We start from the raw sequence: 26,745 nt of genomic DNA, 5'->3' as shown, positions 1-26,745 counted from the left end.
GGGGTTCCGCGTGCGGCCCACCGGTACGGAACTCCGGCTGTGCGCGCTCGTTGAACCAAGTGGTCGGAACCTGTGACCGCGGTGGGCGCCCCCGGTGACCGTGCGGCAGCGGGCCGCCGGGCCGACTGTCCGGGCGGGCCGGGACGGCCGGACGGACCACCCGCCGGGGCGCGCTACGGTGGGCGGACGGCCCGCGCACCCCCGCGCCCACGGCCCGTTGATCGCCGGCACGACGAAGGTGGGGACGACAGACCGTCATGGCTGAGCACAGGGTCCGGGTCACCCAGGACAGCGCATCCCGCTGGCGTCGCCGCGCGGGCGATTACGACACGCTCGCGGAGGCCCTGGCGGCCGCCGAGCCGGGCGACACCGTGACCGTCCGGCCGGGCACCTTCCGGGAGAACGTACTGCTGGACAAGCCGGTGACGATCGTCCCGGCCCAGGGCCCGGGCACCGTCCGGATCGAACCGTCCTCCGGGGTGGCGATCACCGTCACCGCCGCCGCGACCGTGAAGGATCTGGTGGTCGAGGGCGGCGACAGCTCCGCCCCGGCCGTCCTGGTCACCGGGCCGCAGGCGACGCCCGCTTTCAGCGGCTGCCGGATCGAGACCCGCTCCGCCACCGGGATCGAGATCGGCGGCGGGGCCCGGCCGACCCTGCGCGGCTGCGTGGTCGCCAACCCGGGCGGGCTGGGGCTGCGGCTGCGCGGCGAGGGAACGGCCGCCGCCTTCGAGGACTGCGAGGTCGCCGCGGCCGGCCAGGCCGGGCTGGCCGTCCTCGACGGGGCGACTGCCGCGCTGGACCGCTGCCGGGTGCACCACGCCTCCGGCGCCGGGGTGCTGCTCTCCGACCCGGGCAGCGCGGCCGAACTCACCGGCTGCGAGATCTACGAGATCCGCGGCAGCGGCGTGCAGGCCGAGGCACAGGCGGGCGGACGGCTGGTCGACTGCGACATCCACCGGGTCACCGGCAACGGCCTGACCCTGGACGGCGAGGCCGAACTGGTGCTCACCGGCTGCCGGGTGCACGACCTGCCGGAGAACGGCGCCGACCTGCGCGGGCGTGCCAGGCTCAGCCTCGTCAACAGCACCGTGCGGGACTTCGGGCGCGGGGCGCTGTCGGTCTGGGACCAGGGCACCGAGGCGGTCGCCGAGTCCTGCCAGCTCCACGGCTCCACCGGCGAGTACCCGGCGCTGTGGGTCAGCGACGGCGCCCGGCTCACCCTCACCGACTGCTCGCTGCACGACCTGCCGGACGCGCTGTTCGTCCTCGACCGGGACTCCGCCGCCGCCGCCCGGGACTGCTCGTTCAGCCGGATCCGCAGCTCGGCGGTCTCGGTCAGCGGTGGAGCTACGGTCACCCTGGCCTCCTGCCGGGTCCAGGAGGCCGGGACCGGGCTCTGGTTCCGCGACCACGGCAGCGGGGGGCTGCTCACCGACTGCGAGATCTCCGACGTCGCCACCGGGGTGATCGTCACCAAGGGCGCCGACCCGGTGCTGCGCGAATGCACCGTACGGGCCAGCACCGACGCCGGGGTGTACGTCTCGGCGCAGGGGCGGGGCACCTTCGAGGACTGCCGGGTCTCGCACGGCAAGGGCTTCGGCTTCCACATCATCGACGGGTGCCGTACCCAGCTCACCCGGTGCCGGGCGGAGCAGAACGAGCGGGCCGGGTTCGAGTTCTCCGAACCGGGGCCGGTCGCCGAGGGGTGCACCTCGGACGACGTGGCACCGGCCGCACCGACGGGCGCGAAGCCCTCCGGACGACCGGACCTGCCGAGCCCGAGGGGCGGACAACTGCCGTCCGGCACGCCCGCGTTGACGGCTGCCTCGATCTCCTCGGCCGGCTCCCCCGCCGGTTCGGCGGCTTCGGCTCCAGCGGTCTCAGCGGCGGCGGCTTCGTCGGCGACCGCCGCGATCGCGCCCATCCCGGACTGCCGGCCGGCCGACGAAGCGCTCGCCGAGCTGGACTCGCTGGTCGGGCTCGCCACGGTGAAGCAGGAGGTGCGCACGCTGATCGACCTGATCTCGGTCGGCCGGCGCCGCCGCCAGGCCGGGCTCAAGGCGCCCTCGCTGCGCCGGCACCTGGTCTTCACCGGCGCCCCCGGCACCGGCAAGACCACCGTCGCCCGGCTGTACGGCGAGATCCTCGCCTCGCTCGGGGTGCTCCAGCGCGGACACCTGGTCGAGGTGGCCCGGGTCGACCTGGTCGGCGAGCACATCGGCTCCACCGCGATCCGCACCGCCGCCGCCTTCGACCGGGCGCGCGGCGGGGTGCTCTTCATCGACGAGGCGTACGCGCTCGCACCCGAGGACGGCGCACGGGACTTCGGGCGCGAGGCGATCGACACCCTGGTCAAGCTGATGGAGGACCACCGGGACGAGGTGGTCGTCATCGTGGCGGGCTACACCGCCGAGATGGAGCGCTTCCTGTCCGCCAACCCCGGTGTCTCGTCCCGGTTCTCACGCACCATCAGCTTCCCCGACTACACGGCGGACGAGCTGCTGGAGATCGCCCGGGCGCAGTGCGCGGAGCACGAGTACGCGCTCTCCGAGGAGGCCGAGGGGGCACTGCTGGAGCACTTCGCCCGGCTGGAGCGCGGCCCCAACTTCGGCAACGGGCGCACCGCGCGGCAGGTCTTCGAGACCATGGTCGAGCGACACGCGGTGCGGGTGGCGGCCCTGGCCGACCCGTCCACGGAGGAGCTGCAGCTGCTGGTCCGGGTCGACCTGCCGGCGGGGCCGCTGCCGTAGCGGAACTCCACTGCGGCTGCGGGACGTTGGGTGCACATGGGCGTGCTGTTGACGGGCGCGGCGGGCGGACTGCTGCTGCCGGCCGGACTGGTGGTGCTGTTCTTCCTCGGCGCGGTGGTGCGGCGGCTCCGCGGCCGGCCGGCCGCGGGCGGAGCGGGCGCCCCGTCGGGCGGCCGGGGCGCGGGGGCGACCGCGACGGAGGAGCTGCACGCGCTGCTCTACCTGAGCAAACGGGTGCAGCTGGAGCAGCGGCGGGTCGAGCTGGTGCTGCGGGACAACGAGCACGACGGCGCGCCGCAGCGCACGGGGATCGACCTCGGGGGCGGTCGGGCGGGGATTCGGCGGGGGCCGGGGGCTGTCAGGTGTCAGCACACGGCTGACGGATGACAGAATCTGAAATCTGTTATCCGTCAGCCGTCGGCTGTCACCTGTCAGCCCTTACCTGTCAGCCCGTCCAGGCGCCGCCCGCCAGGAAGGACTCCATGACGGACCGGTACGGCGCGATGTCGATCCGCTCTCCGGCCAGCCACTCGTCCGAGTAGTACTTGTCCAGGTAGCGGTCCCCCGGGTCGCAGATCAGGGTGACTACGCTGCCCGTCCGGCCGGCCGCCCGCATCTCGGCGACGATCCGCAGCGCGCTCCACAGCCCCGTCCCGGTGGAGGCCCCGGCCCTCTTCCCGAGCACCTGCTCCAGCACCCGCACCGCGGCGATCGAGGCCGCGTCCGGCACCTTCATCATCCGGTCGACCGCCCCCGGCACGAAGCTCGGCTCCATCCGGGGCCGCCCGATGCCCTCGATCCGGGAGCCGCTCCCGCACACGGCGTCCGGATCGTGGTTGACCCAGCCGTCGAAGAAACAGGAGTTCTCCGGGTCCGCCACGCAGATCCGGGTGTCGTACTGCATGTAGTGCACGTAGCGGGCGATGGTCGCCGAGGTGCCGCCCGTACCGGCGGTGGCGACGATCCAGGCCGGCTCGGGGTGCGGCTCCAGGCGGAGCTGGGCGAAGACCGACTCGGCGATGTTGTTGTTGCCGCGCCAGTCGGTGGCCCGCTCGGCGTAGGTGAACTGGTCCATGTAGTGCCCGCCGGTCTGCTCGGCGAGCCGCGCGGAAGCCTCGTACACCTCGTCCGGACGCTCGACCAGGTGGCACTCACCGCCGTGGAACTGGATCAGGTCGATCTTGGCCTGGCTGGTGCTCTTGGCCATGACCGCGATGAACGGCACCCCGATCAACTGGGCGAAGTACGCCTCGGACACCGCGGTGGACCCGCTGGACGCCTCGATCACCGGCTTTCCGGGGCGGATCCAGCCGTTGCAGAGCCCGTGCAGGAACAGCGAGCGGGCGAGGCGGTGCTTGAGCGAGCCGGTCGGGTGGGTGGACTCGTCCTTGAGGTAGAGGTCGATCCCCCACTCGGCCGGCAGCGAGAAGCGCAGCAGGTGGGTGTCGGCGGAGCGGTTGGCGTCGGCCTGGACCTTGCGCACCGCTTCCTTGAGCCAGGCGCGGTAGTTCGGGTCCGAGCGGTCGACGTCGACGGTCGGCTCGATGCCGAGGCTCACACCGGACTGGGTGCTCATGGTCACTACTCCCTCGTTGCGGCCCCCCGCTGCTCACTACGAGTGTACGAGGGTCACGATAAGTGACCGTTTTCAAAGGCCCAGCTTCCGCTTATCGCCCACAGTCGCGGCCCCGCCGTCACCCGTCGTCACACCGGCACCGACTGCGGATCGGCCAGATAGGGACCCCAGCCGAGCTCGGCCGCGCCCGCCAACGCACCGTGCGCCAGCTCCGCGCCGACGATCGGCACCCGGCCGCTGCGCCCCCACAGGCTGCGCTCGGCGACCACCGCGCGCAGCCGGTCGGGGGCGGCCTCCAGGAGGTCGAGGTGGAGTCCGCTGAGCACCACGCGGTCCGGGTTGAGGATGTTGGCGACCCCGGCCAGCCCGAGTCCGAGCCGGTCGATCACGTGCTCCACCGCCACCCGCGCCCGCTCGTCGGTCGCGGCCGCCCAGCACAGTTCGCGTGCCTGGTCGAGCAGCGGGCGCCCCGGGTCCGGGGTGAGGCCGGCGGCGGCGAACAGCGCGTCCGGGTCGGTCTCGGAGTTCAGGCAGCCCCGGTTGCCGCACACGCAGGGACGGCCCTGCGGGTCGACGGTGAGGTGACCGACCTCCAGGGCGAGCCCGGCGCTGCCGGTGTGCAGGTGGCCGTCGATCACCAGGGCGCCGCCGACGCCGCGGTGGCCCGAGGTGACGAAGAGCAGGTGACGGGCTCCGCGTCCGGCGCCGTGCCGGTACTCGGCGAGCGCGGCGAGGTTGGCGTCGTTGGCGATGGCCGTGGGCAGCGGATGCACCGCCAGCAGGCCGTGGTCGGCGCGGCCGACCTCGACGTCGTACAGGTCGGCGACCGGGGTGCCGCTGGGCCAGGCGAAGTGCAGTGCGGCGAGCGCGGTGCCGTCCGGTTCGGTGACCGGGTTGGGCAGCGCGAGCGCGGCCGCGAGGCAGCGGCGGCTGGTCGAACGGGCCAGTTCGGCACCGGCCTGGGCGACGGCGCGCAGCATCCGCACCGGGTCGGTGGCGGCGGGCAGCGGCAGGTGGACCGGCGGGTCGAGGAGTCCGCCGAGGCCGGCCAGGGTGACGCTCAGCCCGTCGGCGTGGATCTGGCCGGCGACCACGACCGGGCCCTGGGGGTCGATCGCCAGCCGGTGCGACGGGCGGCCGCGGCCGCCACCAGCCGGGCGCGAGTCCACGGTGATCAGCCCGAGCGCCTCCAGCTCCGCCGTGACCGCGCCGGCGGTGGCCCTGGTGACGTCCAGCGCGCGGGTGAGCGCGGAACGGGTGGGCGTCTGACCGGTGTGGATCAGCGAGAGCGCAGGGCCGAGCAGCGTCCGGCCGCGGTCGGGGGCCGCGCGGCGGTGGGCGTCGCGCTGCGCGTCGGGGTCGGTCCCGGAGCGGGGCCGCGGGCTTGATGGTGAGAGCTGCACGCCCCTATTGTGACTTTGTGCCGCTTCGAAACAAAATCCGTGCCCACCGCCACGCCGACGAATCCTCCCCCCAGTCTCGCAGCACACGCCCGGCGCCTGACGGAACCTGGGGCGCCGCACGACTCGCACTCACCGCCTTCTTCGCCGTCGACGGCTTCCTGTTCGCCGCCTGGGTCGTCCGGATCCCGGACGTCCGGAGTCAGGTCAGCGCCTCGCACGGCGCCCTCGGGCTCGCCCTGCTCTGCCTCTCCGTCGGCGCCGTGCTGACCATGCCGATGGTCGGACGGCTCTGCCTCCGGTACGGCTCGCGGCCGGTCACCATCGGCTCGCTCGCCCTGCTCGGCCTCGCCGTGCCGCTGCCCGCGCACGCCCACTCGGTGCTGTCGCTCGGCGCCGTGCTGCTGCTGTTCGGCGCGGGGTACGGCGGCGCCAACGTCGCCATGAACAGCGCTGCCGTCGACCTGGTGGCGCAGCTGCGGCGGCCCGTCATGCCCAGCTTCCACGCCGGGTACAGCCTGGGCGGGCTGGTCGGCGCCGGATTCGGCGGGCTGCTCGCCGACCGACTGACCACCGCGTGGGCGCTCGCGCTCGGCGGGCTGCTCGGACTGGCCGTCACCGTCGGCGCGGGCGTGGTGCTGCTGCGCAGCCCGGCGGCTCCGATGGTCGCGCCGGAGCGCGGCGGGGCCGGGGCCGGGGCCGGCGAAGCCGGCGGCGCCACGGGAACCACCGAGGTCTCCGCGGTCCGCCCGGCCGGGGCGCCCGTCCGACTGCTGGTGCTGGTGCTCGGCCTCACGGCGCTGTGCACGGCGTACGGCGAGGGCGCCATCGCCGACTGGACCACCCTCCACCTCACCGACGACGTGCACGCGAGCGCGGGGACGGCCGCCGCCGGATACGCCGCGTACGCCTTCGCCATGACCAGCGGGCGGGTGGGCGGCACCTGGCTGTCCATACGGCTCGGCCAGAACCGGCTGATGCTGCTCGGCGGACTGACCGCGGCGGCCGGGATGCTGGTGGCCGCGCTGGCCCCGGCAGTGCCGGTGGCCATCGGCGGGTTCATCCTGGTCGGCCTGGGGCTGGCCAACCTGTTCCCGCTCGCGATCGCGCGCGCCGGCGCGGCGGGCGGACCGCAGGGCGTCGCGCTGGCCTCGACGCTCGGGTACGGGGGCATGCTGATCGGGCCGGTGGTGATCGGCTTCCTCGCCGACGCGGCCGGTCTGCCGCTGGCCCTCACCACGGTCGCGGTCGCGGCGACGACGGCGGCCCTGCTGCCGTTCGCGGTCGCGCGGCGCGGCTGACAAGTGACGGATGACAGATGACAGATGACAGATGACAGCGAACGGATAACAGATTTCATCATCTGTCATCCGTTTGCCGTCGCGTGTTCCCTGTGCGCCGCGCAAATGGCAGAATGCGACCCCATGACCACCGGACGCATCCAGGTACTGCGGGCGAGCGAGCGCCCGGCCTCCCCGTGGCTCAACGGGGGCGGGGTGACCAGGGAGGTCGCCGGGTTCCCCGCCGGGGCCGGGCTGAACGACTTCGACTGGCGGGTGAGCCTCGCCGACGTGGCCTCGGTCGGGCCCTTCTCGCCGTTCCCCGGGATCGACCGAGTGATCACCCTGGTCGAGGGCTCCGGCATGGTGCTCACCGTGGACGGCGTCGAGCGGTCGGTCGACACCCCGTTCCGCCCGTTCGCCTTTCCCGGCGACGCCACCACCGACTGCCGACTGCTGGGCGGTGAGGTGGTGGACTTCAACGTGATGACCCGCCGCGGCCGGACCGAGGCCGCCGTGGACCTGGTCACCGAGCCCGGCGCCGTCCAGGTCCCGCCCGCCGCGACCGTACTGCTGGTCTGCCTCACCGGTTCAGCCGCCGTCGACGGCACCGAACTGAGCCGCTACGACGCCGCGTTGCTCGACACGCCCGGCACCCACCGGCTGCGGCCCGACGGCGTCACGGCCGTCATCACCTTCCGCACCGCCACCACGACCTCCGCCACCACGAGCTGAGCGACGCGCCGCCCGTGCCCCCGGAACAGCCGGGGACACGGGCGGCGCCACCCGTCGTGCGGGCCGCGAGCAAGTCAGCCATCAGCCGCGAACCGTCAGCCGTCAGCCGTCAGCCGTCAGCCGCAGAACACCGGCGTGGCGTGCGCCGGGTCCAAGGCGTTGGTCACCAGGTGCAGCGCCGTCGGCGAGAAGGCGATCGCCACGTGCTCGGCCAGCGTGACCGGGCAGTGGTCCTGCAGCACCTCGTTGTCCACGTCCGGTCCGTTCAGGAACTGGGTCCGCCACGGGGTGACGACCTCGTCGTACACGGTCGAGATCACCGTGTAGTGCACGCCCGGCACGGTGTCCGGCCGCGAGGCCATGGTGGCGTTGAAGTCGGAGCCCACCGCCTGGTCACGGCAGGCCTGGCAGACCGTGTAGATCAGGTCGGCCACCCCGGGGAAGTACGGCGCCAGATTGGTGATCCCGTCGAGGGTCGTGCCGTGGTTGGACGGCGCCAGACCGATCAGCTTGTCCACCTTCGAGGCCCCGCCGAGGAACTTCAGGTAGTAGTTGGGCAGCATGCCGCCCTGCGAATGGCCGACGATGTCGACCTTCGCCGCACCGGTCGCGGTCCTCACCAGGTCGACGAAGTGGGCGAGTTGGGCCGCCGAAGCGGGCACCGCCCCGAGACCGCCGATCGGCAGCAGCAGGCCACTGCCGGTGGAGGTGACACCGGGGACGGTGCCGTAGTCGAGGGCGAAGACGCAGTACCCGAGGCCCTTCAGCAGCGGGGAGAGCGCCAGCCAGTTCTCGTAGCGGTTGGCGAAGGTGCCGTGCACCAGCACCACCGGATCGGGGTGCGCGGCGGACGGACGGCAGCTCCAGTCGTTGGCGCCGGGCGGCGAGGCCACCGTGTCGCCATCGGGCGGGAGCTCGGTCGCGGCGACGGCGGCCGGGGCCGCCGCCGGGGCCGCCGAAGCGGGCACCGCCGCCGCACCGACCAGCAGCGCGCCGGCCAGTACGGCCGCGCCGAGGGCTCCTCCGAGCCGACAGCGCAAGGGAGTTGCGGAGAAGCGGAGAAGTGGGGTTCTCAACTGTTGCCTCCACGGCGGAAGTTTGTTACCAACAGGTAACCCGAGTGGCTCAATGATGCGGTCGCCCCTCCGGCCCGGCCCTTGGGCGTTCACCAGACCTGGACGGTGTTCTCTGTGACCGGTCACAACGCACCCCGATGCACCCCCATGACCCGCTCCGCCGCAGTGCCCACGACTCACCTCGCCGAGCCCTCCACCGACTCCCCCACGGACGCCGGCTCCCCCACCGACACCGACCACCGCACCAACCACCGCACCGACACGGACAGGGACACCGGCACCGGCACCGGCACCGGCCACCAAGCCCGGTGGCGCGTCCCCGTGATCGGCGGACTCCCGGCCGATCAGCGACTCCTCGGCGGCGCCCGCGAGTTGGCCACGAACGTGGTCGCCGCCCTGCTGGACCGCGTACCGGTCTACCGCCGCCTCCCCCGGGAACAGCTCACCGGCGAGCTCACCCGGGACACCGAACGCCGTATCCGCGCCCTCGCCCACGCCGTGCGCACCGGATCGCCGGCCCCCGCAGAGGAGTTCACCGACGTACGGGAGGCCGCCGCCCGCCGCGCCGAGGAGGGCCTGCCACTGGACGCGGTCCTGCTCGCCCACCACCTCGGCCTGGAGGTCTGCTGGGAGTTCCTCACCCGGGACGCCCACGCCGGTGACGCCGCCGACCTGCTGCTGCTCAACCGCCTGCTGCTCGACCAGCTCCGCCGGGCCGCCATCGCCGCCGGTGCCGGCTACCTGGACGGCCGGCGCTCGGCCGGCGACCGACGCTCCACCGCCCGGCAGTCGCTGCTCACCGCGCTGCTCGCCGGCACCCCCACCGAGGAGGCCGCCGCCCGGGCCGGGACGGAGCTTCCGGCGGGCTACGCCGTACTCTGCCTGTCCCTCGCCGACCACCCGGACGAGCACTCGCCCGGCATCGACCCGGGCATCGCCGCCCGGCGCAAGCTCCGCCGCTTCGGCGCCGAACTCGACCACCGCACGCGGCGGTCGGCACTCACCTCGCTCACCCCCTCGGGCGGACTGGTGCTCGTCCCGCTCGACACCGCGCCGGACCGGTCCGCCGATCCGGCGGACGGGCGAGTGGCGGACGAGCCGTGGCCCCAGCTCTCCACCGCCCTCGCCGCCGCGGCCCGCGCCGCCGGCGTGCCCGTCCTGGCCGGAGCGGCCGCTGCGGCACCGGAGGAGGTGCCCGGCGCCGCCGCCCTCGCATACGAAGTCCTGGATGTCGCAAGGGCGTTCGGTCGACCGCCGGGGCTGCACCGGCTGGACGACGTCCTGCTGGAGTACCAGCTGACCCGGCCCAGCCGGGCCCGCTCCCGGCTCGCCGCCCTGCTCGAACCGCTCGCCGACGGCGGGGAGTTGCTCACCACCTTGCGCACCCACCTGGCCGGCGGTCTCAACCGCCGCCACACCGCGAGCGCCCTGCACCTGCACCCGAACACCGTCGACTACCGGCTGCGCCGGATCGCCGTCCTCACCGGCCTGGACCCGGCCCGCCCGGCCGACCTCCTGCGGATCACCGCCGCCATCGCCGCACGGACCGCGGAACGGTCGGCCTCGGCCCGCCGGTCACCGACCGACCAGCCCTCCCCAGCGGTTCAGTTGTGACATGATGCGGCCCGCGCCACCGGGTACGGGGTGGCGCGGGCCGCGGTGACGCGCCGGTGCTCAGCAGTTCAGGTGGGAGTGCGCTCCCATCCAGCTGTCCAGCTTGGACCAGGTCCGCGGCCCGACGACGCCGTCCTGTCCGATGCCCGCACAGCGCTGGAAGGTCCGGACGGCGGCGTTGGTCGCCGGGCCCCAGACACCGTCCACGTCCAGGTTCGGGCTCCCGAACGAGTACGGGACGTGGTTCAGTTCGCACTGGAGCTGCTTGACCGGTCCGTCCAGAAGATTGACAGAACGATCTTCAGGCCTGCTCCCCCGGCAGCCGCAGGTCCCACCCGACCAGGGCGCGCAGCTGCTCCGCCGTCACCCCGTCCGGCACCGGCCGGGGCGGTTCGTGGCGCAGCGGCGGCTGCCAGCCCTCCTCCTCGCTCCAGCGGCGGACCACCTTGGCCGGGGCGCCGGCGACCACGCTGTGGTCGGGCACCTCGCCGCGCACCACGGCTCCCGCCGCGACCACCACGTTGCGCCCGATCCGCGCCCCGGGCATGATCACCGCGCCGGTGCCGATCCAGCTGCCCGCGCCGATCTCCACCGGCTCGTTGCGCGGCCACTGCTTGCCGATCGGCAGCTCGGTGTCGCGGTACTCGTGCGCCTGGTCGCTGACGTACACGCCGGGGCCGGTCCAGACGTCGTCGCCGATGACGATCGACTGGTGGCCCACGATGTGGCTGTCCCGGCCGATCACGCAGCCGCCGCCGATCCGCACGATCGGCTCCGGACCGAGGTCGAGCCCGGGCAGGAAGCCCGCGCTGATGGTGACCCGCTCGCCGATGATCGAGAACGGCCCGATGGTGATCCACTGCTCGTTGAACACCGCCCCGAGCGGGAAGGCGAGGGTCGTGCCGTCACCCAGTTCGCCGAACCGGTACGGGCCGGGGTTCCGGTTGGTGACCGCACCGGTCCGCTGCATCCAGCGCCAGCCCCCGTGGACGAGGCGTCCGGCGGCCCGGCGGCCACCGGCCCGGACGGCGGAGAGGAGGGAACGGGTTATCGGCATGCGCTCACGTTACCGGCCCGTAGGGTCCGCCCGGCCGCCGGGAGGTCGACATCACACCCGTCCCGGCCGCACCCCGGCCGCATTCGCGCACCGGTCGCACCGGCCTCCGCACACGGGTCCACGACCGTCCGAAATCCGCCACCACTGTCGGACCCGGGTGAGAGACTCCGCCCCATGGAGATCTCCGAGCACATCGACGCGCTGCGCCGCGAGGGCGCCCTGCTGGCCGACGCCGCCTCCCGCGCCGGCCTCGCAACCCCCGTCCCGACCTGCCCGGACTGGCGGCTGGGCGACCTGGTGCGGCACGTCGGCCAGGTCCACCGCTGGGCCGCCGCCTACCCGGCGAAGGGTCTGGGGGCGGTGCTGGACGAGGTCGGCGCGAAGGCCGTCATCGGCCCGGACCCCTCCGACGCCGCGCTGCTCGACTGGTTCCGCGAAGGCCACACGGCGCTGGTGACGACGCTGTCGCAGGCCCCGGCCGACATCGGGTGCTGGACCTTCCTGCCCGCGCCCAGCCCGTTGGCCTTCTGGGCCCGCCGCCAGGCCCACGAGACCGCCGTCCACCGCTTCGACGCCGACGCGGCGGCCGGCTCGCCGGGCCCGGCCGTGGACACCGCGCTCGCCCTGGACGGCATCGACGAGCTGCTGCGCGGCTTCATGGCCCGCGGCCGGGCGAAGGTGCACAGCGACAGCCCCCGCACCGTCCGGATCCGAACCACCGACGGCCCGGGCTCCTGGCGCCTGGCCGTCTCCCGCGAGCCGCTCGTCGTCACCACCGAGGAGAGCCCCGAGCCGGCTGACCTGACCGTCACCGGCCCGGCCCGCGAGCTCTACCTGCTGCTCTGGAACCGGCTGACGGTCGAACAGGCCGAGCGGCAGGCGCAGCCGGGGGAGGTCAAGCTCAGCGGGGACCGGAGCCTGCTCGACCTCTGGCGGGACGGGGCGGCGATCCGCTGACCCGGCGCCGATCGGCCCGGTCACCGGCCGGGCGGCTCGGGCCCCGAACCGCGGGCCCCGGTCTCCGAGCCCGCCAACCGGCCGTCCCGTCGTCCCGCCAGCCGGGCCAGCCGGGCCAGCCTCGGCTCACCGGCATCAGCGCACCCAGGCGGCCGGCCGCTTCTCCAGGAACGCCCGCATCCCCTCCTGAGCCTCCGCCGACCCGAAGAGCCGCGCCGACAGCTGCACCAGCTCGTCCGCGTCACGCTGGAAGGACCGCACCACCTCGGCGTTCGCCAGCCGCTTCGACTCCGCCAGCCCCTGCGGCGAGCCCTGGCGCAGCGCGTCCAGCAGGCCCTTCAGCGCCACCCCGGTGTCCTCGGTGGATCCGGCGGCCTGGGTGACCAGCCCGATCCGGGCCGCCTCGGCGGCGCCGAAGACCTCGCCGGTGAGGTAGTAGCGGGAGGCGGCGCGCGGCTCCAGCTTGGGGCGCAGCGGCAGCGAGATGACGGCGGGCGCGAGGCCGAGGCGGACCTCGGTGAAGGCGAAGGTCGCGGCCGGTCCGGCGACGGCGAGGTCCGCCGCGCCGATCAGGCCGAGGCCGCCGGCCCGGGCGTGCCCGTCGACCACGGCGATCACCGGCTTGGTGCAGTCCACGATCGCCTTCTGGAGCTCGACCAGGCCCCGCGGGCCCACCGTCGGGTCCGCGCCGGTCGCCTCGGAGAGGTCCGCGCCCGCGCAGAACACCTTGCCGGTGTGGGTCAGCACCACCGCGCGGACGTCCCGGTCCGCCGCGGCCACCGCGAGTCCGGCGTGCAGCTCGGACATCAGGCGCGAGGAGAGCGCGTTGCGGTTGTGAGGCGAGTCGAGGGTGAGCGTGGTGACGGCGTCGGCGGTGGTGACGCGGACGAGGGGCTCTGCGCTGGTCATCGGCGTGGGCCTGCCTTCCGGCTGAGGGTGGGTCGGACTGCGGGCGCGGTCCGGGGTGCCCGGACCGCGCCCGCACGACTCTGGCACGCCCACCCGCCCCTCGGCCAGAGTCAACCGCGGCCCGGCGGACCGCATCGGGCGGCGGCCGGACGGAAAACCGCTGGTCGCGGCTTCCGCCGCCCGGCAGCATGGGCGCCATGACCACCGACGCCTCCGTCCTGCTGCTCGCCCCGCGCATCAACGACACCGGCCTCCGGCTGCGCACCGCCGCCGGGCTGCGCGGCCTGCGGGCGTTCACCGCCGCCTCCTGGCGGGCGCCGCGCGAACTGCTCGGGACTCCGGTGCACGTGTACGGCGGGCCGCTGTTCGCCGACGCGGTCGGCCGGGAGCTCGGTCTCGCCCTGCTGGAGCCCGCCGAGGACTGGCTGGCCCGGCTGCCGCTCGCGCTGACCGGTCGGCGGGTGTCCGCGACCACGCTGGCCGAGGCCCGCACGCTGCGCGGCCCGGCCTTCGTGAAGCCCCCGGCGGACAAGCTGTTCGCCGCGCGGGTCTACCCCGACGGCGGCGCGCTGCCCGGTCCCGACCTGCTGGACGGTGACACGCCGGTGCTGGTGAGCGAGGTGGTGCGATTCCGCGTCGAGTACCGGCTGTTCGTCCTGGACGGCGCGCTGCGGGCCGGTTCGCGCTACGCGGTGGACGGCGACCTGTCCGTGGCGCCGCTCGGGCGGGACGCCTCCGAGGTGCTGGCCTTCGCCCGCGACGTGCTGGCCGCCTCGGCCACGCACGCCCCGCTGCCGAGCGCGGTGGTGGTGGACGTCGGACGGACGGACCGCGGCTGGGCGGTGGTCGAGGCCAACGCGGCCTGGGCGAGCGGGGGTTACGCCGCCGAGCCGGTGGACGTCCTGGACGTGGTGCTGCGCTCCTCCGGCCCGGCCTCCCGACTAGCGGGCGCCGACGGGCCGTTCCGGCGCGAACTGCCCGAAGTGGTGCACTGAGGGGGCGGGTTGGGCCCGTCCGGCCGACCGGCCGGCGTCACTGCTTGCGACACCGGCGGGCGATGGCGCACGATCGTGCGCCATGACCACCAAGCACCTCACCCACATCACCGAGCCGCCCGGCGTCGCCCCCGGGACCGGCTACACCCAGGTCGTCACCGGCAGCGGCCGACTGGTCCAGGTCTCCGGGCAGGTCGCCTTCGACGAGCAGCGGAACCTGGTCGGTGCGGGTGACCCGAAGGCCCAGGCCCGCCAGGTCTTCGAGAACCTGCGCCGCTGCCTGGCCGCCGCCGGGGCCGACTTCTCGGACGTCGTCAAGTTCACCTTCTTCATGACCGACATCGCCCACCTCGCGGCGATCCGGGAGGCCCGCGACGAGTACCTGGGCGACCTGCCGCTCCCGGCGGCCTCCGCGATGCAGGTCGCGGCGCTGTTCCGGCCGGACGTGCTGATCGAGATCGAAGCGATGGCGATCGTCCGGGAGTAGCGGCGGCTCAGCGCAGGGGCGCGGCGCGTCACGCCGCCCGCAGCCGCGCCTCCCGCCGTCCGGCCCACCTGACGGCGGGGCCCATCGCCAGGCCCGCCGCCGCGAGCACCGCGCCCAGGACGGCCCATCCGGCCAGCCCGAAGCCGATCACCGCGGTGCTGACCAGCGCCGGACCGGCCATCATCGCAGCCGCGCTCCCGGCGTTGAACACGCCCTGGTAGGCGCCGTGGCCGCGCTCACCCGCGAGGTCGTAGCTCAGCGCCCAGCCGCCCGCCTGGCCCATCACCTCGGCGAGCGACTGCAGCGCGATCCCGGCCAGCGCCACCACCGCCGCGACGAACCCGGGCAGTCCGTGAGCGAGGGCGATGACCAGGCAGGAGGCGGCGAGCAGCAGCCCGGCCCGACGGCACGCCCGGGCGGCGGCCGTCCGCTCCTCGGTGCCGCGGGTGGCCCGCACCTGCAGGGCGATCACCATCAGGGTGTTGACGATCAGGCTGCCCGCGACGGTGATCCGCGGCGCGTCAGTCTGCTGGACGATCCACAGGGGCACGCCCACCTCCAGGACGGCGAACTGCAGGCCGAGCACCGAGCACAGCAGGGTCACGACCAGGAACGGCCCGTCGCGCAGTGCCGGATTGCCCCGGCGGCCCTGCTTGCCGCCCCTGTCGGCGGGGTCCGGCGGGTTCGCCGTGCCGGACCCCGCCACCGCACCGGCCTCGACAGCGGTACCGGACCCCGTCGCCGTACCGGCCTCGGCCCGGGGTTCGACCCCCGCCGGAGCCGTCACCACAGGCAGGCGGTGGAGCAGGAACGCGACGGCCACGTAGGACACGGCGTCGGCCAGGATCGCCGTCAGATAGACCGCCCGGGTGTCCAGTTGGAGTGCGATCGCGCCGAATCCCGTCCCCAGGCAGATGCCGATGTTGGTCACCACCCGCAGGTGGGCCCGGCCTGCCACCCGGCGGTCGGCGGGCAGCACCTCGGCGTAGAGCGCGTTCCGGACGGCGGACGATCCCCGGTCGACGGCGGAGACGGCGCAGGCCAGGGCCGCGAAAGCCGGATAGCTGTGCACGAACGCGTACCCCGCGGTGCCGACCGCCTCCGCCGAGACCAGCGCCACCAGGACCCTCCGGGCGCCCCAGCGGTCGGCGGCCCGGCCGGCCGGCACGCTGGCGACGACCCCGCAGAGGCCGGCCGCGGTCATCCCGAACCCCAGCTGGGCGGCGCTCAGGCCGAGGACCCGGGTGAAGAACAGCACCGCGACGGACAACGAGAGGCCGTTTCCCACGGTGTTGACCAGGGTGATCCCGGCCAGCCGGCGGACCGTCGGATCGGGGTGCAGGCGGCGGCGGAGGGCCTCGGACAGGCGGCCGGACCGGGCGGGTTCGGGCATGGCGAAGGACGGTGCGGAGGACTCCGCCGGTGAGGTGGTCATGCCGCCGATTCCACCGCCGGACGGGGTTGGCCAGGTACTCCTTTAGGCTCTGGCTAAACTCCGCGGATCGGCAGCCAGCAGTCGGCGGTCGGACATCGGCCGTCCGGCGTCGGCCTCGGACGTCGGCATCGGAAGGGGAACGCCCGTGCACCGCTTCACCCTCCGCCTGGCTGACCTCGCCACCACCTGGTTCGCCTACTCCCCGATCCTGGAGGCCACGCTCAGCCTGCGGATGTGGACCCACCCGGGCGTGTACCGGCTGCAGAGCCGCGCCTTCGAACGGCTCCGGCCCTCGTTCGAGCGCCTGGACTCCCGGCTGCTGCTGTCGCTGGTCGCCGACAACCGCTGGGTCCCCGACTTCCTGACGCCCCGCCCGTCCGCTCCCGCCCCCGAGTTCCGCACCGAGCTCGCCACCGTGCGCGGGCTGCCGCCGGAGCTGCTGCGCGGCGAACTGGAGCAGACCTTCCTGCCGAACGGGCAGCCGCTGCCCGCCCTGCTCGAAGCCGGACTGGCGGACCCGGAGCGGCTGTTGGGGCGGATCTGCGACGCGATGGAGGAGTACTGGGAGGCGTGCCTGGCGCCCACCTGGTGGCCGCAGGCCCGCGCGGTGCTGGAGGCCGACCTGGTGTACCGGGCGCGGGTGCTCGCCCAGCACGGCGCCGCGGCCCTGTTCACGGACCTGGACCACCGGCTGCAGTGGACGGACGGCGTGCTGTCGATCAACCGGCACTGGACCGACAGGGACGTGGAGACCGCCGTCGACGGGCGCGGGCTCGTCCTCTGCCCGACGTTCTTCGTCCGGGGCGCGATCACCATGATCGACAGCAACCGCGCGCCGCAGATCAGCTACCCGGCGCGCGGGCAGGCCGGCATGACCGGGCAGGGCTCACCGGTGCCGCCGCAGGCCCTGGAGGCGCTGGTCGGCGCACCGAAGGCACGGCTGCTCTCGCTGCTCGCCGAACCGGCCTCCACCACGGAGCTCGCCTACCGCCTCGGCGTCACCCCGGGCGCGGTCAGCCAGCACCTCTCCGTCCTGGCGGCCACCGGCCTGGTCACCCGGGCCCGGCACGGCCGCTCGGTGCTGTACCGGCGCAGCGTGCTCGGGGACGAACTGACGGGCGGCAGGTGACAGCGAACAGGGAACAGGTTTCAGATGACAGCTTTCAACATCTGTTCGCTGAAAGCCGTCATCCGTCAGCCAACGCCCGCCCACGTGGACGCCGCCGTCCAGACGTACCTGGGCGCCGGGGTCAATCCGGGCAAACTGGCCATCGGCTTCCCGTTCTACGGACGCGGCTGGCAGAGCGTGGTGGACGGCGGGGCCCGCGGCGCCTGGCAGTCCGCGAACGGCGGCCCCGGGCCAGTGCGCCGAGGAGGCCGACACCCGCGGGTACGCCAACCTCATCACCGGCCTCCCCGGGCTGACCGTCTCAACTGACCGCCTCCGCAAGGAAAGCAGGACCGGCGCTCCTCCCTGGACGGAGGAGCGCCGACCCGGCCCACGCCGTGAGGACCGCAGCCAGGAGGACCGGACCGCCGTGAGGACCGGGAACCGCTACCGCGCGGCCATCGCCATCAGCTTGCGCGCCGCCCGGTTCTGCCGCAGCAACTGCGCGAAGGTCGTGTGCCCCTGGGTGGTCCGGGCGAACGCCCGCCAGGCCGCCGGCACCAGGCAGACCGCCGCGTGGAACAGGTACGGCCGCCGCTCGAAGGCGCCCAGCAGCTGCTTGCCCGCGCGCATCTCCACCCCCAGCCCGGCCTTGACCGCGAACGCGTAGTTCAGCGCCTCGCGCCGCACCGACGCCGCGTCGCCCGCCTCCGCGACCCGCACCGCCCACTCGCCGGCCAGCCGGCCCGAGCGCAGCGCGTACGAGATGCCCTCGCGGGTCCAGGGCTCCAGCAGCCCGGCCGCGTCCCCGGCGACCAGCACCCGGCCGCGGGAGAGCGGCGAGTCCTCGGCCCGGCAGCGGGTCAGGTGCCCGGACTCGACCCGCGGGGTGAAGCCGGACAGGCCCAGCCGCCGGATGTAGTCGGCGAGGTACTGCTTGGTCCGCTCGCCGTCGCCACGCGCCGAGATGACCCCCACGGTCAGGCTGCTGGTCTCGGTCTTCGGGAACACCCAGCCGTAACTGCCGGGCAGCGGGCCCCAGTCGAGGTGGATCCGACCCGACCAGTCGGCGGCGACCTGCGGCGGCACCGGGATCTCGGCCTCCAGGCCGAGGTCGATCTGGTCGAAGGTCACGCCCACGTGGCGGCCGATCCGGCTGGCGCTGCCGTCCGCGCCGACCACCGCACGGGCCTCGAAGCTGCGCCCGTCGGCCGCCGTCACCAGCGCCGTCCGGTGCCCGCCGCCGCGCTGCTCGACCCCCGTGACCGTCACCCCGGTGACCAGCACCGCCCCGGCCTGCTTGGCCGCCTGCACCAGGCGCAGGTCGAACTCGTCCCGGTTGACCAGCCCGAACAGCATCCGCCGGCTCCGGCGCGTCCGGGTGTACCGCCCGTCGTAGGCGAAGGTGACGGCGGACACCCGGTCCTGCAGCGGCAGTTCGAAGTTCGGCGGCAGGCTGTCCCGGGAGGGGCCGATGATGCCGCCTCCGCAGGTCTTGTAGCGGGGGTGCTCGGCCTTGTCGAGCAGCAGCACTCGGCGGCCCTGCGCAGCGGCGGCGTACGCGGCCGAGGCCCCGGCCGGTCCGGCGCCGACCACCACGACGTCCCAGACGCCGTCGGGCGGCAGCGGCACCTCGTCGAGCGGGCTGTTGAGCGGGCTGCGGGAATCAGGGCTTCCGGAGTCAGTCACGTCGAGCAATCCTATGCGTCCGGTCACCGGCCCGGACGCCGCACCACCCGCCGGTCCCGAAGCTCCCCGGAAGCTCCCGGGCGCCTCCGCCTATGATCGGCGGTACCCCAACCGACCTCCTCCGTCCGAACCACCCCCCGGACGGACCGCCCCCCCTCGGAGCACCGATGCCACAGCCCCTGGCCGACGCCGTCCGGTCCCTGATGGACCGTGCCCGCACCGACCTCGCCGAGCTGGTCGCCTTCCCGTCGGTCGCCGACCCGCGCCAGTTCCCGGTTGAGGAGTGCCAGAAGGCCGCCCAATGGGTCGCCGACGCCTTCGCCGCCGAGGGCCTGGGCAACATCCAGCTGCTGGACACCCCGGACGGCACCCAGTCCGTCTACGGCGAACTGCCCGGCCCGGAGGGCGCCCCCACCGTCCTGCTCTACTCGCACTACGACGTCCAGCCCCCGCTCGACGAGAGCGCCTGGCTCAGTCCCGCCTTCGAACTGACCGAGCGTGACGGCCGCTGGTACGGGCGCGGCGCCGCCGACTGCAAGGGCAACATCCTGATGCACCTGACCGCCCTGCGGGCGCTGCGCCAGGTGTACGGGGACGGCTACCCGGTCGGCCTGAAGATCATCGTGGAGGGCTCGGAGGAGCAGGGCACCGGCGGCCTGGAGCGCTACGCCGAGGCCCACCCCGAGCTGCTCGCCGCCGACGTGATCGTGATCGGCGACACCGGCAACTTCGCCCCCGGCCTGCCCACCGTCACCGCCTCGCTGCGCGGCATGACGGTGGTCGAGGCCTCGATCACCACCCTGGCCGGCAACCTCCACTCCGGTGCCTTCGGCGGCGCCGCCCCGGACGCGCTGCAGTCCCTGGTCCGGGTGCTCGCCTCGCTGCACGACGAGAACGGCGACGTCGCCGTCGCCGGGCTGGCCTCCGACCAGACCTGGGAGGGCGTGCAGTACCCGGAGGAGCAGTTCCGCGCCGACGCCAAGGTGGTCGACGGCGTCGAGCTGACCGGCACCGGCACCGTCGCCGACCGCCTCTGGGCCCGCCCGTCCGTGACCGTCCTCGGCATCGACGCCCCACCGGTGATCGGCGCCACCTCCTCGGTGCAGGCCACCGCCAAGGCGCTGATCAGCCTGCGCGTCCCGCCGGGCATGAGCTCGGACGCCGCCCAGGACGCCCTGGTCGCCCACCTGGAGGCGCAGGTCCCGCTCGGTGCCCGGCTGACGATCCAGCGCCAGGGCAACGGCGCCCCGTTCCTCGCCGACACCGACGGCCCGGCCTACGAAGCGATGGGCGAGGCGATGGCCGAGGCCTTCGGCACCCCGATGGTCACGGCCGGCGAGGGCGGCTCGATCCCGCTCTGCAACACCCTGCGCTCGCTCTACCCGCAGGCCGAGATCGTGCTGATCGGCGTCGAGGAGCCGACCACCCAGATCCACGCCGTCAACGAGAGCGTCGACCCGCAGGAGCTGGAGCGGATGGCCCTCACCGAGGCTCTCTTCCTCCGCCGCTACGCGGAACTGCGTTCCAGCTGACGCCGGTTCGCAGCGGTCCCGGGCCGCCCGCCACGCCACCGGCGGGCGGCCGCGACCACCGCCGCGTAGCCGACCGCGCCCACCGCGAGTCCGGCCCCGGCACCGAAGCACACCTCCGGGACGAGGTTGCGCCGTAGCGGGCTCAGCCGGTGGAGTACCCCAGCCGCCGTCGCCGCGCCCAGCGCCGCGGTGGCCAGCCGCCGGGTCCGCGGCGCGAGCCGCACGGCCGGGCGCACCGGCTCGACGGCCCGTACCGCGCGCGACGCCCAACCGCCCATCGCGGCCAGCGCGAGCGCCGAACTCCCGTACTGCAACGCCTCGTAGACCGGGACGCCGGCCACCTTCCGGTCCAGCACGGGCAGCAGCCGCACGCCCAGCCGGCCGCCGTGGGTGAAGGCGTCCCAGCCGACGTGGGTCGCCGCTCCGACGGCCGCCGAGGCCAGGAACCACGCCGCGTCGACGCCCCGCGGGCCCGCACCCACGCCCCCGGGCCGACGGACCGTCAGCGCCTCCGCGCCGCCCGCCCAGCGCTCGGGCACCAGCCCCACCAGCGGCGCCCGCAGCAGCCCGTGCCAACCCGCCACCAGCGCACCGGCGATCGCCACGTCCAGTGTCGGCACCGCCCACCAGGCGTGCGTCAGGCCGCCGTGCCGGTACACCCCGGGCAGCAGCGACTCGGCGAAGAACGGCACGTCGGGCGCCATCGACCCGGCCACCAGCGCCGAGGCCACCAACGGGCCGCGCTCCCCGGCGGCGCGCAGCAGGGGCAGGACGGCGGCGGGGTGGCTCAACGTGAACGGCATGCCTCCATCCTGACGCCCCCACCGCCCGCCCGACCAACCAGGGGCCGCCCGACCGACCACGGCTGCCCTTCCCGCTGGGCCGGCCCCTGTCCGCCGCAGAGGCCGCAGAGACCGCAGAGGCCGCCCCGCCTCTCCGGCTCCTTCCCGCGTCGGCCGCCCAGCCGCACCGGCCGTCCCCGCCCAACCGGCCGTCCCCGCCGCGCCTACACGGCCTCCGCCGTGCTGGCCAGGCCGAGCGCCACCCGGCACCCCGCCTCCAGGTACCGCAGCTCCCCACTGCGTCGGGCGTCCAGCGCGGCCGCGAGCCGCCGGTAGCGGCTCGGCGGCAGGAGCTCGGCCGCCTCGTCCAGCGTGACGAACCGGCAGCCGCGCAGTTCCTCCTGCTGGAGCAGCAGGTCCTGTCGGCCCGCGTCGTCCAGCAGCCCGCCGTCGTACATCAGCCGCAGGCCGCCACGGCGCGGGCCGGTGCGCGGCTCCCAGTCGACGACGAGCAGGCGCAGCACCGAGGGGTCGAGCCGCAGCCCCAGCTCCTCGGCCGTCTCGCGCAGGGCGGCGTCGGTGGGGGCCTCACCGCGTTCGACCACGCCGCCGGGGAAGTCCCAGTCGGGCTTGTAGACCGGGTCGACGAGCAGCACCCGGTCCTGCTCGTCGAAGAACAGCACGGCCGAGGCGACGGTGTCCCCGGTCGGGTCCGGGGCCTGGACGATCGGGCAGCGCGCGTCGCCGATCCGGACCAGCTCGGCTATCCGGTGCGCGGTCTCGCGCGGGGTGAGCGCGCTGGTGTCGAGCATCCGGGCGTCACCGACCAGCCAGCGGCGGGCGGCCCGGTAACGGGGCAGGTGTTCGAAGCACCAGGTACGGACCCGCTCGCTGGCCTCCGGGTCGCCGGGGCACTCCTCGCGGCGCGCGATGCGGTCACGCAGGATCGTTTCTTCTGGGTCCAGGACGAAATGGTGCACCGCGATCCCGTGCGCGGCGAGGTCGCCGAAGATCTCGTCCCGGTAGTCCTCTCTGAGCAACGTCATCGGCACCACCAGCGGGCCGCCGACCTCGCCGATCAGCGCGGCCGCCGTCTCGGGCACGAGCCGGCGCCAGGCCGCGAGGTCCTGGAAGTCCGACACCGTGGCCAGCCGGTCGGCCGGGAGCATCCGGCGCAGTCCGAAGCCCACCAGCTCGGGATCGAAGAGCACGCTCCCGGGCAGCAGTTCCACCAGCTCGCGGCAGGCGCTCGTCTTGCCCGCCCCGAATGTGCCATTGACCCAGACGATCACAACGTCCCCTGCCCTCGACTTGCCCCGGTGCCGTTCGCACCGGGCAGCGCCCCCGTCGGCCGAACCAGCGCCACCCGTGGTGGTACCCGCGCCATGCCGCTCCCCAAAACTGCTCGCCGCGCCCGCCCGCGCGCCCCGGCCCGCCTCTTGACAGCGGCATGTGCCCAGGCCACGGACCCGGTACGGATGTTTGCGGACCGGCCGACGTGAAAGCCGCACCCCACGCCCGCCCATCGCGCACAGGAAGTCGGACCGGCCCACTTCCCGCGCGCGCCCCACCCGTACGCCGCTCGCGCCGCCCCTGCGCCGCCCCGCGCCCTTCCCGGCCACCCTCCGCCCCCGCTACGGCGCATACCCCTTGCGCCGCCCGCACCCCGGCACGTACGGAGGAACGATGGAGCTGCTCCCCACCGGCCGGGTCGTCGTCACCGGCTCTGTCTACACCGACCGGCTCCTCCGCTGCCGCGTGCTACGCGCCCCCTACGAGACCGTTCTCGCCACCGACGCCAACCGGCGGTCGGCGGCAACCGGCTTTGTCGGCAGTCGACCGTCGGCGGCAAGGGGCGGCGAGGCAACGCACGCCCTCGCCCGGCCGTTCGAGGGGCCAGCCGTCACCCTCGGCAGCGAGGGCGCCCTGGTCGTCACCGGGAAGGACTCACCCGGCTGCCCGCACCCGCCGTCCGGGGGCGACACCACCGGCGCCCGCGATGTCTTCTGCGGCGTGCCCGCCGCCGGCCGATCTCTGACGGACCGACGTCCGGCCGGAACGCCCGCAGGGGTGCGGGGCACCCGGCCCGCAGGCCCGGCGCCCCGCGCCGGGTGCGCTACGGCCGTCCCATGAACGCCGGGTAGTACCCCTTGCTGATCGTCGAGATCCGGATCCGCGTCCCGGGCCTCGCGGCCTCAACGTACTGGTTGTTGCCGAGGTAGATCGCCACGTGCTGGATGCCCCGCGCGGTCCCGCTCGGCGACCAGAACAGCAGATCGCCGCGGCGCAGCTGACTCGCCTTGATCGGCGTGGTGGCCGCGTACTGGTCGTTGGCGATCCGCGGCAGGGAGATGCCGCCGCGCCGGAAGGACTGCTGCACCAGGCCCGAGCAGTCGTACCCGTCAGGCCCGTTGCCCGCCGTCCGGAACGGCTTGCCGACTTGGGCGAGCGCGTACTGCACCGCCGCCTCCACGTTGTGGTCCGCCGCCACCGAGCCGCTGGAGGCACTGCCCGAGGAGCCGGACGAGGAACCGCCCGAGGATTGGGAACCGCCGGTCCGCTGCAGGTAGATGTCGTAGTGGGAGGTCCAGCGCCACTCCCCCTTGCTGTTCTTGAACCAGTACCGGGAGCCGTCCCAGCCCTGCTTGATCCCGCCGTTCGAGGAGTTCGACGAGGACTTCGACGACGAGGACGACGGCCCGGACGAGGAGGACTGCGAGGAGGGCTTCGCCCCGCCGGTCCGCGCCAGGTACACGCTGTAGTGGCTGGTCCAGCGCCACTGCCCCTGGCTGTCCTTGAACCAGTACCGCGAGCCGTCCCACCCGGCGTGTGCCGGCGCCCGCTCGGCCGCGGCGGGGCTCACGCCGGTGCCAAGGCCGATGGCCCCCACGCCGACCGCGATCACGGCCGCCATGCCCATCCCCCGGCGGATCCGCCCGGCCCACGCGGGGCGGTCGGCGGTGGCAGAACGGGCGTCGGCGGCGGGGGCGTGCTGCCCGGTCGGTTCGTCGGCGGCATCCGGCGCGCCGGTGTTGACGGTGGTCATCCTGCTGACTTCCTTCACTGCTGCGAACGCACTGCGGCGAACGGCCGCCGAACGGGCGGCTGCGGAAACTGCTGCGGACACGCGGTACGCCCCGGCACGACCGGTTCGTACGGCTCGGCAGATCCCGTCCGATGTGCCGCGGCCTCCGGCCGTGCGACCGGAAGCCGCGGCATCTCGCCCAGGATTCAGTTCTGCCTGCGTGTCACGTTAAGCACGCGTACGCTCACTGCGCGCAGCGGAGTGCGCCAAAGGAAGGTAACCGGGCGGACCGCCGACGGTGCATCAGGGTGAATACCCGTCAGCTGAGGACGCTCCTCCGACGCCCCCTCATCAGCGGCCCTCTGTCTCCGCCAGCAACTGCTTCTTCAGCACCTTCCCCAGGGCGTTCCTGGGCAGTTCGGGCACGAGCACCACCCGGCGCGGCCGCTTGTGCACCGAGAGCCGCTCCGCCACAAAGGCCGTCAGCTGTTCCCCCGTCACGGCGCCGTCCGGGATGACGTACGCGACGATCGCCTGTCCGAGGTCCTCGTCCGGTGCGCCGACCACCGCCGCGTCGGCGACCGCCGGGTGGTCGCGCAGCGCCGCCTCCACCTCGCCCGCGCCGATCCGGTAACCGCCGCTCTTGATCAGGTCCACCGAGGCGCGGCCGACGATCCGGTGGAAGCCGTCCGCCCCGATCACCGCGACGTCCCCGGTGCGGAACCAGCCGTCCGCCGTCCAGCTCTCGGCGTCGGCGTCCGGCCGGTTGAGGTAGCCGCTGAACAGCGTGGGGCCGCAGACCTGCAGCTCACCGACGCTCTCCCCGTCGTACGGCACCGGCTCGCCGTCCTCGCCGACCAGCCGGGTGCGAACTCCCTCCAGCGGTAGCCCGACGCTGCCGGGCCGCCGCTCGCCGTCCGCCCGGGTGCTGACGGTGATCAGCGACTCGGTCATCCCGTAACGCTCGATCGGGGCGTGCCCGGTGAGCGCCGTCAGCTTCTCGAAGACCGGTACGGGCAGCGGCGCGCTGCCGGAGACCAGCAGTCGGGCCGAGGACAGCCGCCCGGCCGCCTCCTGATCCGCCGCCAGCCGGGACCAGACCGTGGGCACGCCGAAGTACAGGCTGCCGCCCGCCGCCGCGTACCCCGCCGGGGTGGGCCGGCCGGTGTGCACCAGCCGACTGCCGGTGCGCAGGGCGCCGAGCACCCCGAGCAGCAGTCCGTGCACGTGGAACAGCGGTAGCCCGTGGACGAGGGTGTCCTCTGCGGTCCACTGCCATGCGGCGGCGAGGGCGTCCAGGTCGGCGGCGATCGCCGCGCGCCGGATCACCGCACCCTTGGGCGCGCCGGTGGTGCCCGAGGTGTAGAGCACGAAGCCGGTGGCGTCGGAGGCCGGCTCGGCGTACGTGGTCGACGAACGCTCGGCGGTGTCGACGGGCAGGGCCACCATCGACACGCCGTCGGGCGCGGCCTCCCCGGCCGCGTGGGCCAGCAGCGCCGCGCCCGAATCGCGCAGGATGTGCTCGCGCTCCTTGGGGCCCGAGTCGGGCGGCAGCGGCACCACCGGGACGCCGGCCAGCAGACCGCCGACCACGGCGGTGACCGTCTCCACGGTGGGCCGGGCGAGCACGGCGAGCGCGGGAGCCCCGGCCACCCGGTCGGCCACCGCGGTCGCCGCGCCGAGCAACTCCTCCCGGGAGAGCGCCCGGCCGTCGATCCGCAGCGCGTCCGCCGCGTCACCGTGGTCGCCCTGAAGCCCCGTCAGCAGTGCCATGCTTCCGTCCTCGCCCTCGTCCTCGCCCTGGTCGCGCCGCGGGCTCCCGCGCCCGGCCGCCGTCGGGCCGACTCTACGGGCCGGCGCGGCGCCGTCTCCCGCACGGGGGGCGGAAACGGCGGAGGGCGTGGCACCGAGCACCCGGCGCCACGCCCTCCGGTCCATGGGACCGCTCGGATCAGCCCTTGCGGGCCTTCACCTCGGTGGTGAGCTGCGGCAGCACCTGGAAGAGGTCGCCGACCACGCCGTAGTCGACCAGCTCGAAGATCGGGGCCTCGGGGTCCTTGTTGACGGCCACGATGGTCTTCGAGGTCTGCATGCCGGCCCGGTGCTGGATGGCACCGGAGATGCCCGCCGCGATGTAGAGCTGCGGGGAGACCTGCTTGCCGGTCTGGCCGACCTGGTTGCTGTGCGGGTACCAGCCGGCGTCGACGGCGGCGCGCGAGGCGCCGACGGCCGCGCCCAGTGCGTCCGCGAGCTCCTCGACCACGCCGAAGCCCTCGGCGGCACCGACGCCGCGGCCGCCGGAGACCACGATGGCGGCCTCGGTCAGCTCCGGGCG

Annotated in this window: 23 protein-coding genes and 1 pseudogene; 11 read left to right on the top strand and 13 right to left on the bottom strand. The window is 74.5% G+C overall.

The features are described 5' to 3' along the window. Window positions 1-257: 257 nt before the first annotated feature. Complete coding sequence (locus ACFV1W_RS20365; protein WP_380418417.1) at window positions 258-2,753, top strand: right-handed parallel beta-helix repeat-containing protein; 2,496 nt, start codon at window positions 258-260, stop codon at window positions 2,751-2,753. Window positions 2,754-2,789: 36 nt separating this feature from the next. Further along, entirely contained in the window at window positions 2,790-3,140 is a 351-nt protein-coding gene (locus ACFV1W_RS20360; RefSeq protein WP_380418416.1) for a DUF6191 domain-containing protein, read from the top strand. A 58-nt stretch (window positions 3,141-3,198) separates the two neighbouring features. Here the strand turns inward: ACFV1W_RS20360 and ACFV1W_RS20355 are convergent, their stop codons facing one another. Both ACFV1W_RS20355 and ACFV1W_RS20350 read right to left on the bottom strand, forming a co-directional pair. Further along, window positions 3,199-4,329 (bottom strand): PLP-dependent cysteine synthase family protein, encoded by a 1,131-nt coding sequence (locus ACFV1W_RS20355; RefSeq protein ID WP_380418414.1) that lies wholly within the window; start codon window positions 4,327-4,329, stop codon window positions 3,199-3,201. A gap of 128 nt (window positions 4,330-4,457) precedes the next feature. After that, window positions 4,458-5,732 (bottom strand): ROK family protein, encoded by a 1,275-nt coding sequence (locus ACFV1W_RS20350; RefSeq protein ID WP_380418412.1) that lies wholly within the window; start codon window positions 5,730-5,732, stop codon window positions 4,458-4,460. Window positions 5,733-5,749: 17 nt separating this feature from the next. Between ACFV1W_RS20350 and ACFV1W_RS20345 the strand changes: the two genes are divergently transcribed. Then, the gene (locus ACFV1W_RS20345) at window positions 5,750-7,030 is read left to right on the top strand and encodes an MFS transporter (protein WP_380418411.1); all 1,281 of its coding nucleotides are present in this window, start codon (window positions 5,750-5,752) and stop codon (window positions 7,028-7,030) included. Between the two features lie 123 nt (window positions 7,031-7,153). Then, the gene (locus ACFV1W_RS20340) at window positions 7,154-7,744 is read left to right on the top strand and encodes a HutD family protein (protein WP_380418409.1); all 591 of its coding nucleotides are present in this window, start codon (window positions 7,154-7,156) and stop codon (window positions 7,742-7,744) included. A 116-nt stretch (window positions 7,745-7,860) separates the two neighbouring features. On the opposite strand, the gene ACFV1W_RS20335 is transcribed toward ACFV1W_RS20340, so the two are convergent. Next, window positions 7,861-8,820: an esterase/lipase family protein gene (locus tag ACFV1W_RS20335; RefSeq protein WP_380418408.1), complete on the bottom strand. Its 960-nt coding sequence runs from the start codon at window positions 8,818-8,820 to the stop codon at window positions 7,861-7,863. A 147-nt stretch (window positions 8,821-8,967) separates the two neighbouring features. On the opposite strand from ACFV1W_RS20335, the gene ACFV1W_RS20330 reads away from it, so the two are divergent. Beyond that, the gene (locus ACFV1W_RS20330; protein WP_380418406.1) at window positions 8,968-10,434 is read left to right on the top strand and encodes a PucR family transcriptional regulator; all 1,467 of its coding nucleotides are present in this window, start codon (window positions 8,968-8,970) and stop codon (window positions 10,432-10,434) included. Between the two features lie 60 nt (window positions 10,435-10,494). On the opposite strand, the gene ACFV1W_RS20325 is transcribed toward ACFV1W_RS20330, so the two are convergent. Beyond that, entirely contained in the window at window positions 10,495-10,716 is a 222-nt protein-coding gene (locus ACFV1W_RS20325; protein WP_380418494.1) for a peptidoglycan-binding protein, read from the bottom strand. Window positions 10,717-10,735: 19 nt separating this feature from the next. Continuing rightward, window positions 10,736-11,491, bottom strand: a complete 756-nt coding sequence (locus tag ACFV1W_RS20320; RefSeq protein ID WP_380418404.1) for an acyltransferase — start codon at window positions 11,489-11,491, stop codon at window positions 10,736-10,738. A 174-nt stretch (window positions 11,492-11,665) separates the two neighbouring features. On the opposite strand from ACFV1W_RS20320, the gene ACFV1W_RS20315 reads away from it, so the two are divergent. Beyond that, the gene (locus ACFV1W_RS20315) at window positions 11,666-12,448 is read left to right on the top strand and encodes a maleylpyruvate isomerase family mycothiol-dependent enzyme (protein ID WP_380418402.1); all 783 of its coding nucleotides are present in this window, start codon (window positions 11,666-11,668) and stop codon (window positions 12,446-12,448) included. Between the two features lie 135 nt (window positions 12,449-12,583). Here ACFV1W_RS20315 and ACFV1W_RS20310 read toward each other — a convergent pair whose 3' ends face one another. Further along, window positions 12,584-13,357 (bottom strand): enoyl-CoA hydratase family protein, encoded by a 774-nt coding sequence (locus tag ACFV1W_RS20310; RefSeq protein WP_380418401.1) that lies wholly within the window; start codon window positions 13,355-13,357, stop codon window positions 12,584-12,586. Window positions 13,358-13,554: 197 nt separating this feature from the next. On the opposite strand from ACFV1W_RS20310, the gene ACFV1W_RS20305 reads away from it, so the two are divergent. Together ACFV1W_RS20305 and ACFV1W_RS20300 are read left to right on the top strand one after the other, a co-directional pair. Then, on the top strand, window positions 13,555-14,352 hold the full coding sequence (locus ACFV1W_RS20305; RefSeq protein WP_380418399.1) for an ATP-grasp domain-containing protein: 798 nt from the start codon (window positions 13,555-13,557) through the stop codon (window positions 14,350-14,352). A gap of 82 nt (window positions 14,353-14,434) precedes the next feature. Beyond that, window positions 14,435-14,839 carry a RidA family protein gene (locus ACFV1W_RS20300; protein ID WP_380418397.1) on the top strand — a complete coding sequence of 135 codons (405 nt, stop codon included), beginning with the start codon at window positions 14,435-14,437 and terminating at the stop codon, window positions 14,837-14,839. 28 nt (window positions 14,840-14,867) lie between these two features. Here ACFV1W_RS20300 and ACFV1W_RS20295 read toward each other — a convergent pair whose 3' ends face one another. Continuing rightward, on the bottom strand, window positions 14,868-16,274 hold the full coding sequence (locus tag ACFV1W_RS20295) for an MFS transporter (RefSeq protein ID WP_380418396.1): 1,407 nt from the start codon (window positions 16,272-16,274) through the stop codon (window positions 14,868-14,870). A gap of 145 nt (window positions 16,275-16,419) precedes the next feature. Here ACFV1W_RS20295 and ACFV1W_RS20290 point away from each other — a divergent pair, with 145 nt between their 5' ends. Together ACFV1W_RS20290 and ACFV1W_RS20285 are read left to right on the top strand one after the other, a co-directional pair. Next, entirely contained in the window at window positions 16,420-17,403 is a 984-nt protein-coding gene (locus ACFV1W_RS20290) for an ArsR/SmtB family transcription factor (protein ID WP_380418394.1), read from the top strand. Between the two features lie 87 nt (window positions 17,404-17,490). Then, window positions 17,491-17,713, top strand: a pseudogene (locus ACFV1W_RS20285) (hypothetical protein); the annotation flags it as partial. 116 nt (window positions 17,714-17,829) lie between these two features. On the opposite strand, the gene ACFV1W_RS20280 reads toward ACFV1W_RS20285, so the two are convergent. Beyond that, window positions 17,830-19,071 carry a geranylgeranyl reductase family protein gene (locus ACFV1W_RS20280; RefSeq protein ID WP_380418392.1) on the bottom strand — a complete coding sequence of 414 codons (1,242 nt, stop codon included), beginning with the start codon at window positions 19,069-19,071 and terminating at the stop codon, window positions 17,830-17,832. Between the two features lie 167 nt (window positions 19,072-19,238). Between ACFV1W_RS20280 and ACFV1W_RS20275 the strand changes: the two genes are divergently transcribed. Then, window positions 19,239-20,603: a dipeptidase gene (locus ACFV1W_RS20275; protein ID WP_380418391.1), complete on the top strand. Its 1,365-nt coding sequence runs from the start codon at window positions 19,239-19,241 to the stop codon at window positions 20,601-20,603. Here the strand turns inward: ACFV1W_RS20275 and ACFV1W_RS20270 are convergent. From ACFV1W_RS20270 to ACFV1W_RS20250, 5 genes are all read right to left on the bottom strand, one after another. Then, entirely contained in the window at window positions 20,579-21,406 is an 828-nt protein-coding gene (locus ACFV1W_RS20270; RefSeq protein WP_380418389.1) for a DUF4184 family protein, read from the bottom strand. The two genes, ACFV1W_RS20275 and ACFV1W_RS20270, sit on opposite strands and share 25 nt — an antisense overlap. A gap of 203 nt (window positions 21,407-21,609) precedes the next feature. Continuing rightward, the gene (locus tag ACFV1W_RS20265) at window positions 21,610-22,677 is read right to left on the bottom strand and encodes an NUDIX domain-containing protein (protein ID WP_380418388.1); all 1,068 of its coding nucleotides are present in this window, start codon (window positions 22,675-22,677) and stop codon (window positions 21,610-21,612) included. A gap of 824 nt (window positions 22,678-23,501) precedes the next feature. Next, window positions 23,502-24,431: a C40 family peptidase gene (locus ACFV1W_RS20260; RefSeq protein WP_380418386.1), complete on the bottom strand. Its 930-nt coding sequence runs from the start codon at window positions 24,429-24,431 to the stop codon at window positions 23,502-23,504. A 330-nt stretch (window positions 24,432-24,761) separates the two neighbouring features. Next, window positions 24,762-26,183 carry an acyl-CoA synthetase gene (locus tag ACFV1W_RS20255; RefSeq protein WP_380418385.1) on the bottom strand — a complete coding sequence of 474 codons (1,422 nt, stop codon included), beginning with the start codon at window positions 26,181-26,183 and terminating at the stop codon, window positions 24,762-24,764. A gap of 178 nt (window positions 26,184-26,361) precedes the next feature. Continuing rightward, window positions 26,362-26,745 (bottom strand): electron transfer flavoprotein subunit alpha/FixB family protein (locus ACFV1W_RS20250; RefSeq protein ID WP_380418383.1); only part of this gene is annotated, 384 nt, incomplete at its 5' end.

The sequence above is a fragment of the Kitasatospora sp. NPDC059648 genome (assembly GCF_042734825.1).
Lineage (GTDB): Bacteria > Actinomycetota > Actinomycetes > Streptomycetales > Streptomycetaceae > Kitasatospora.
The sequence above is the reverse complement of the archived record's forward strand: the minus strand, read 5'-3'. Positions and strand labels throughout refer to the sequence as shown.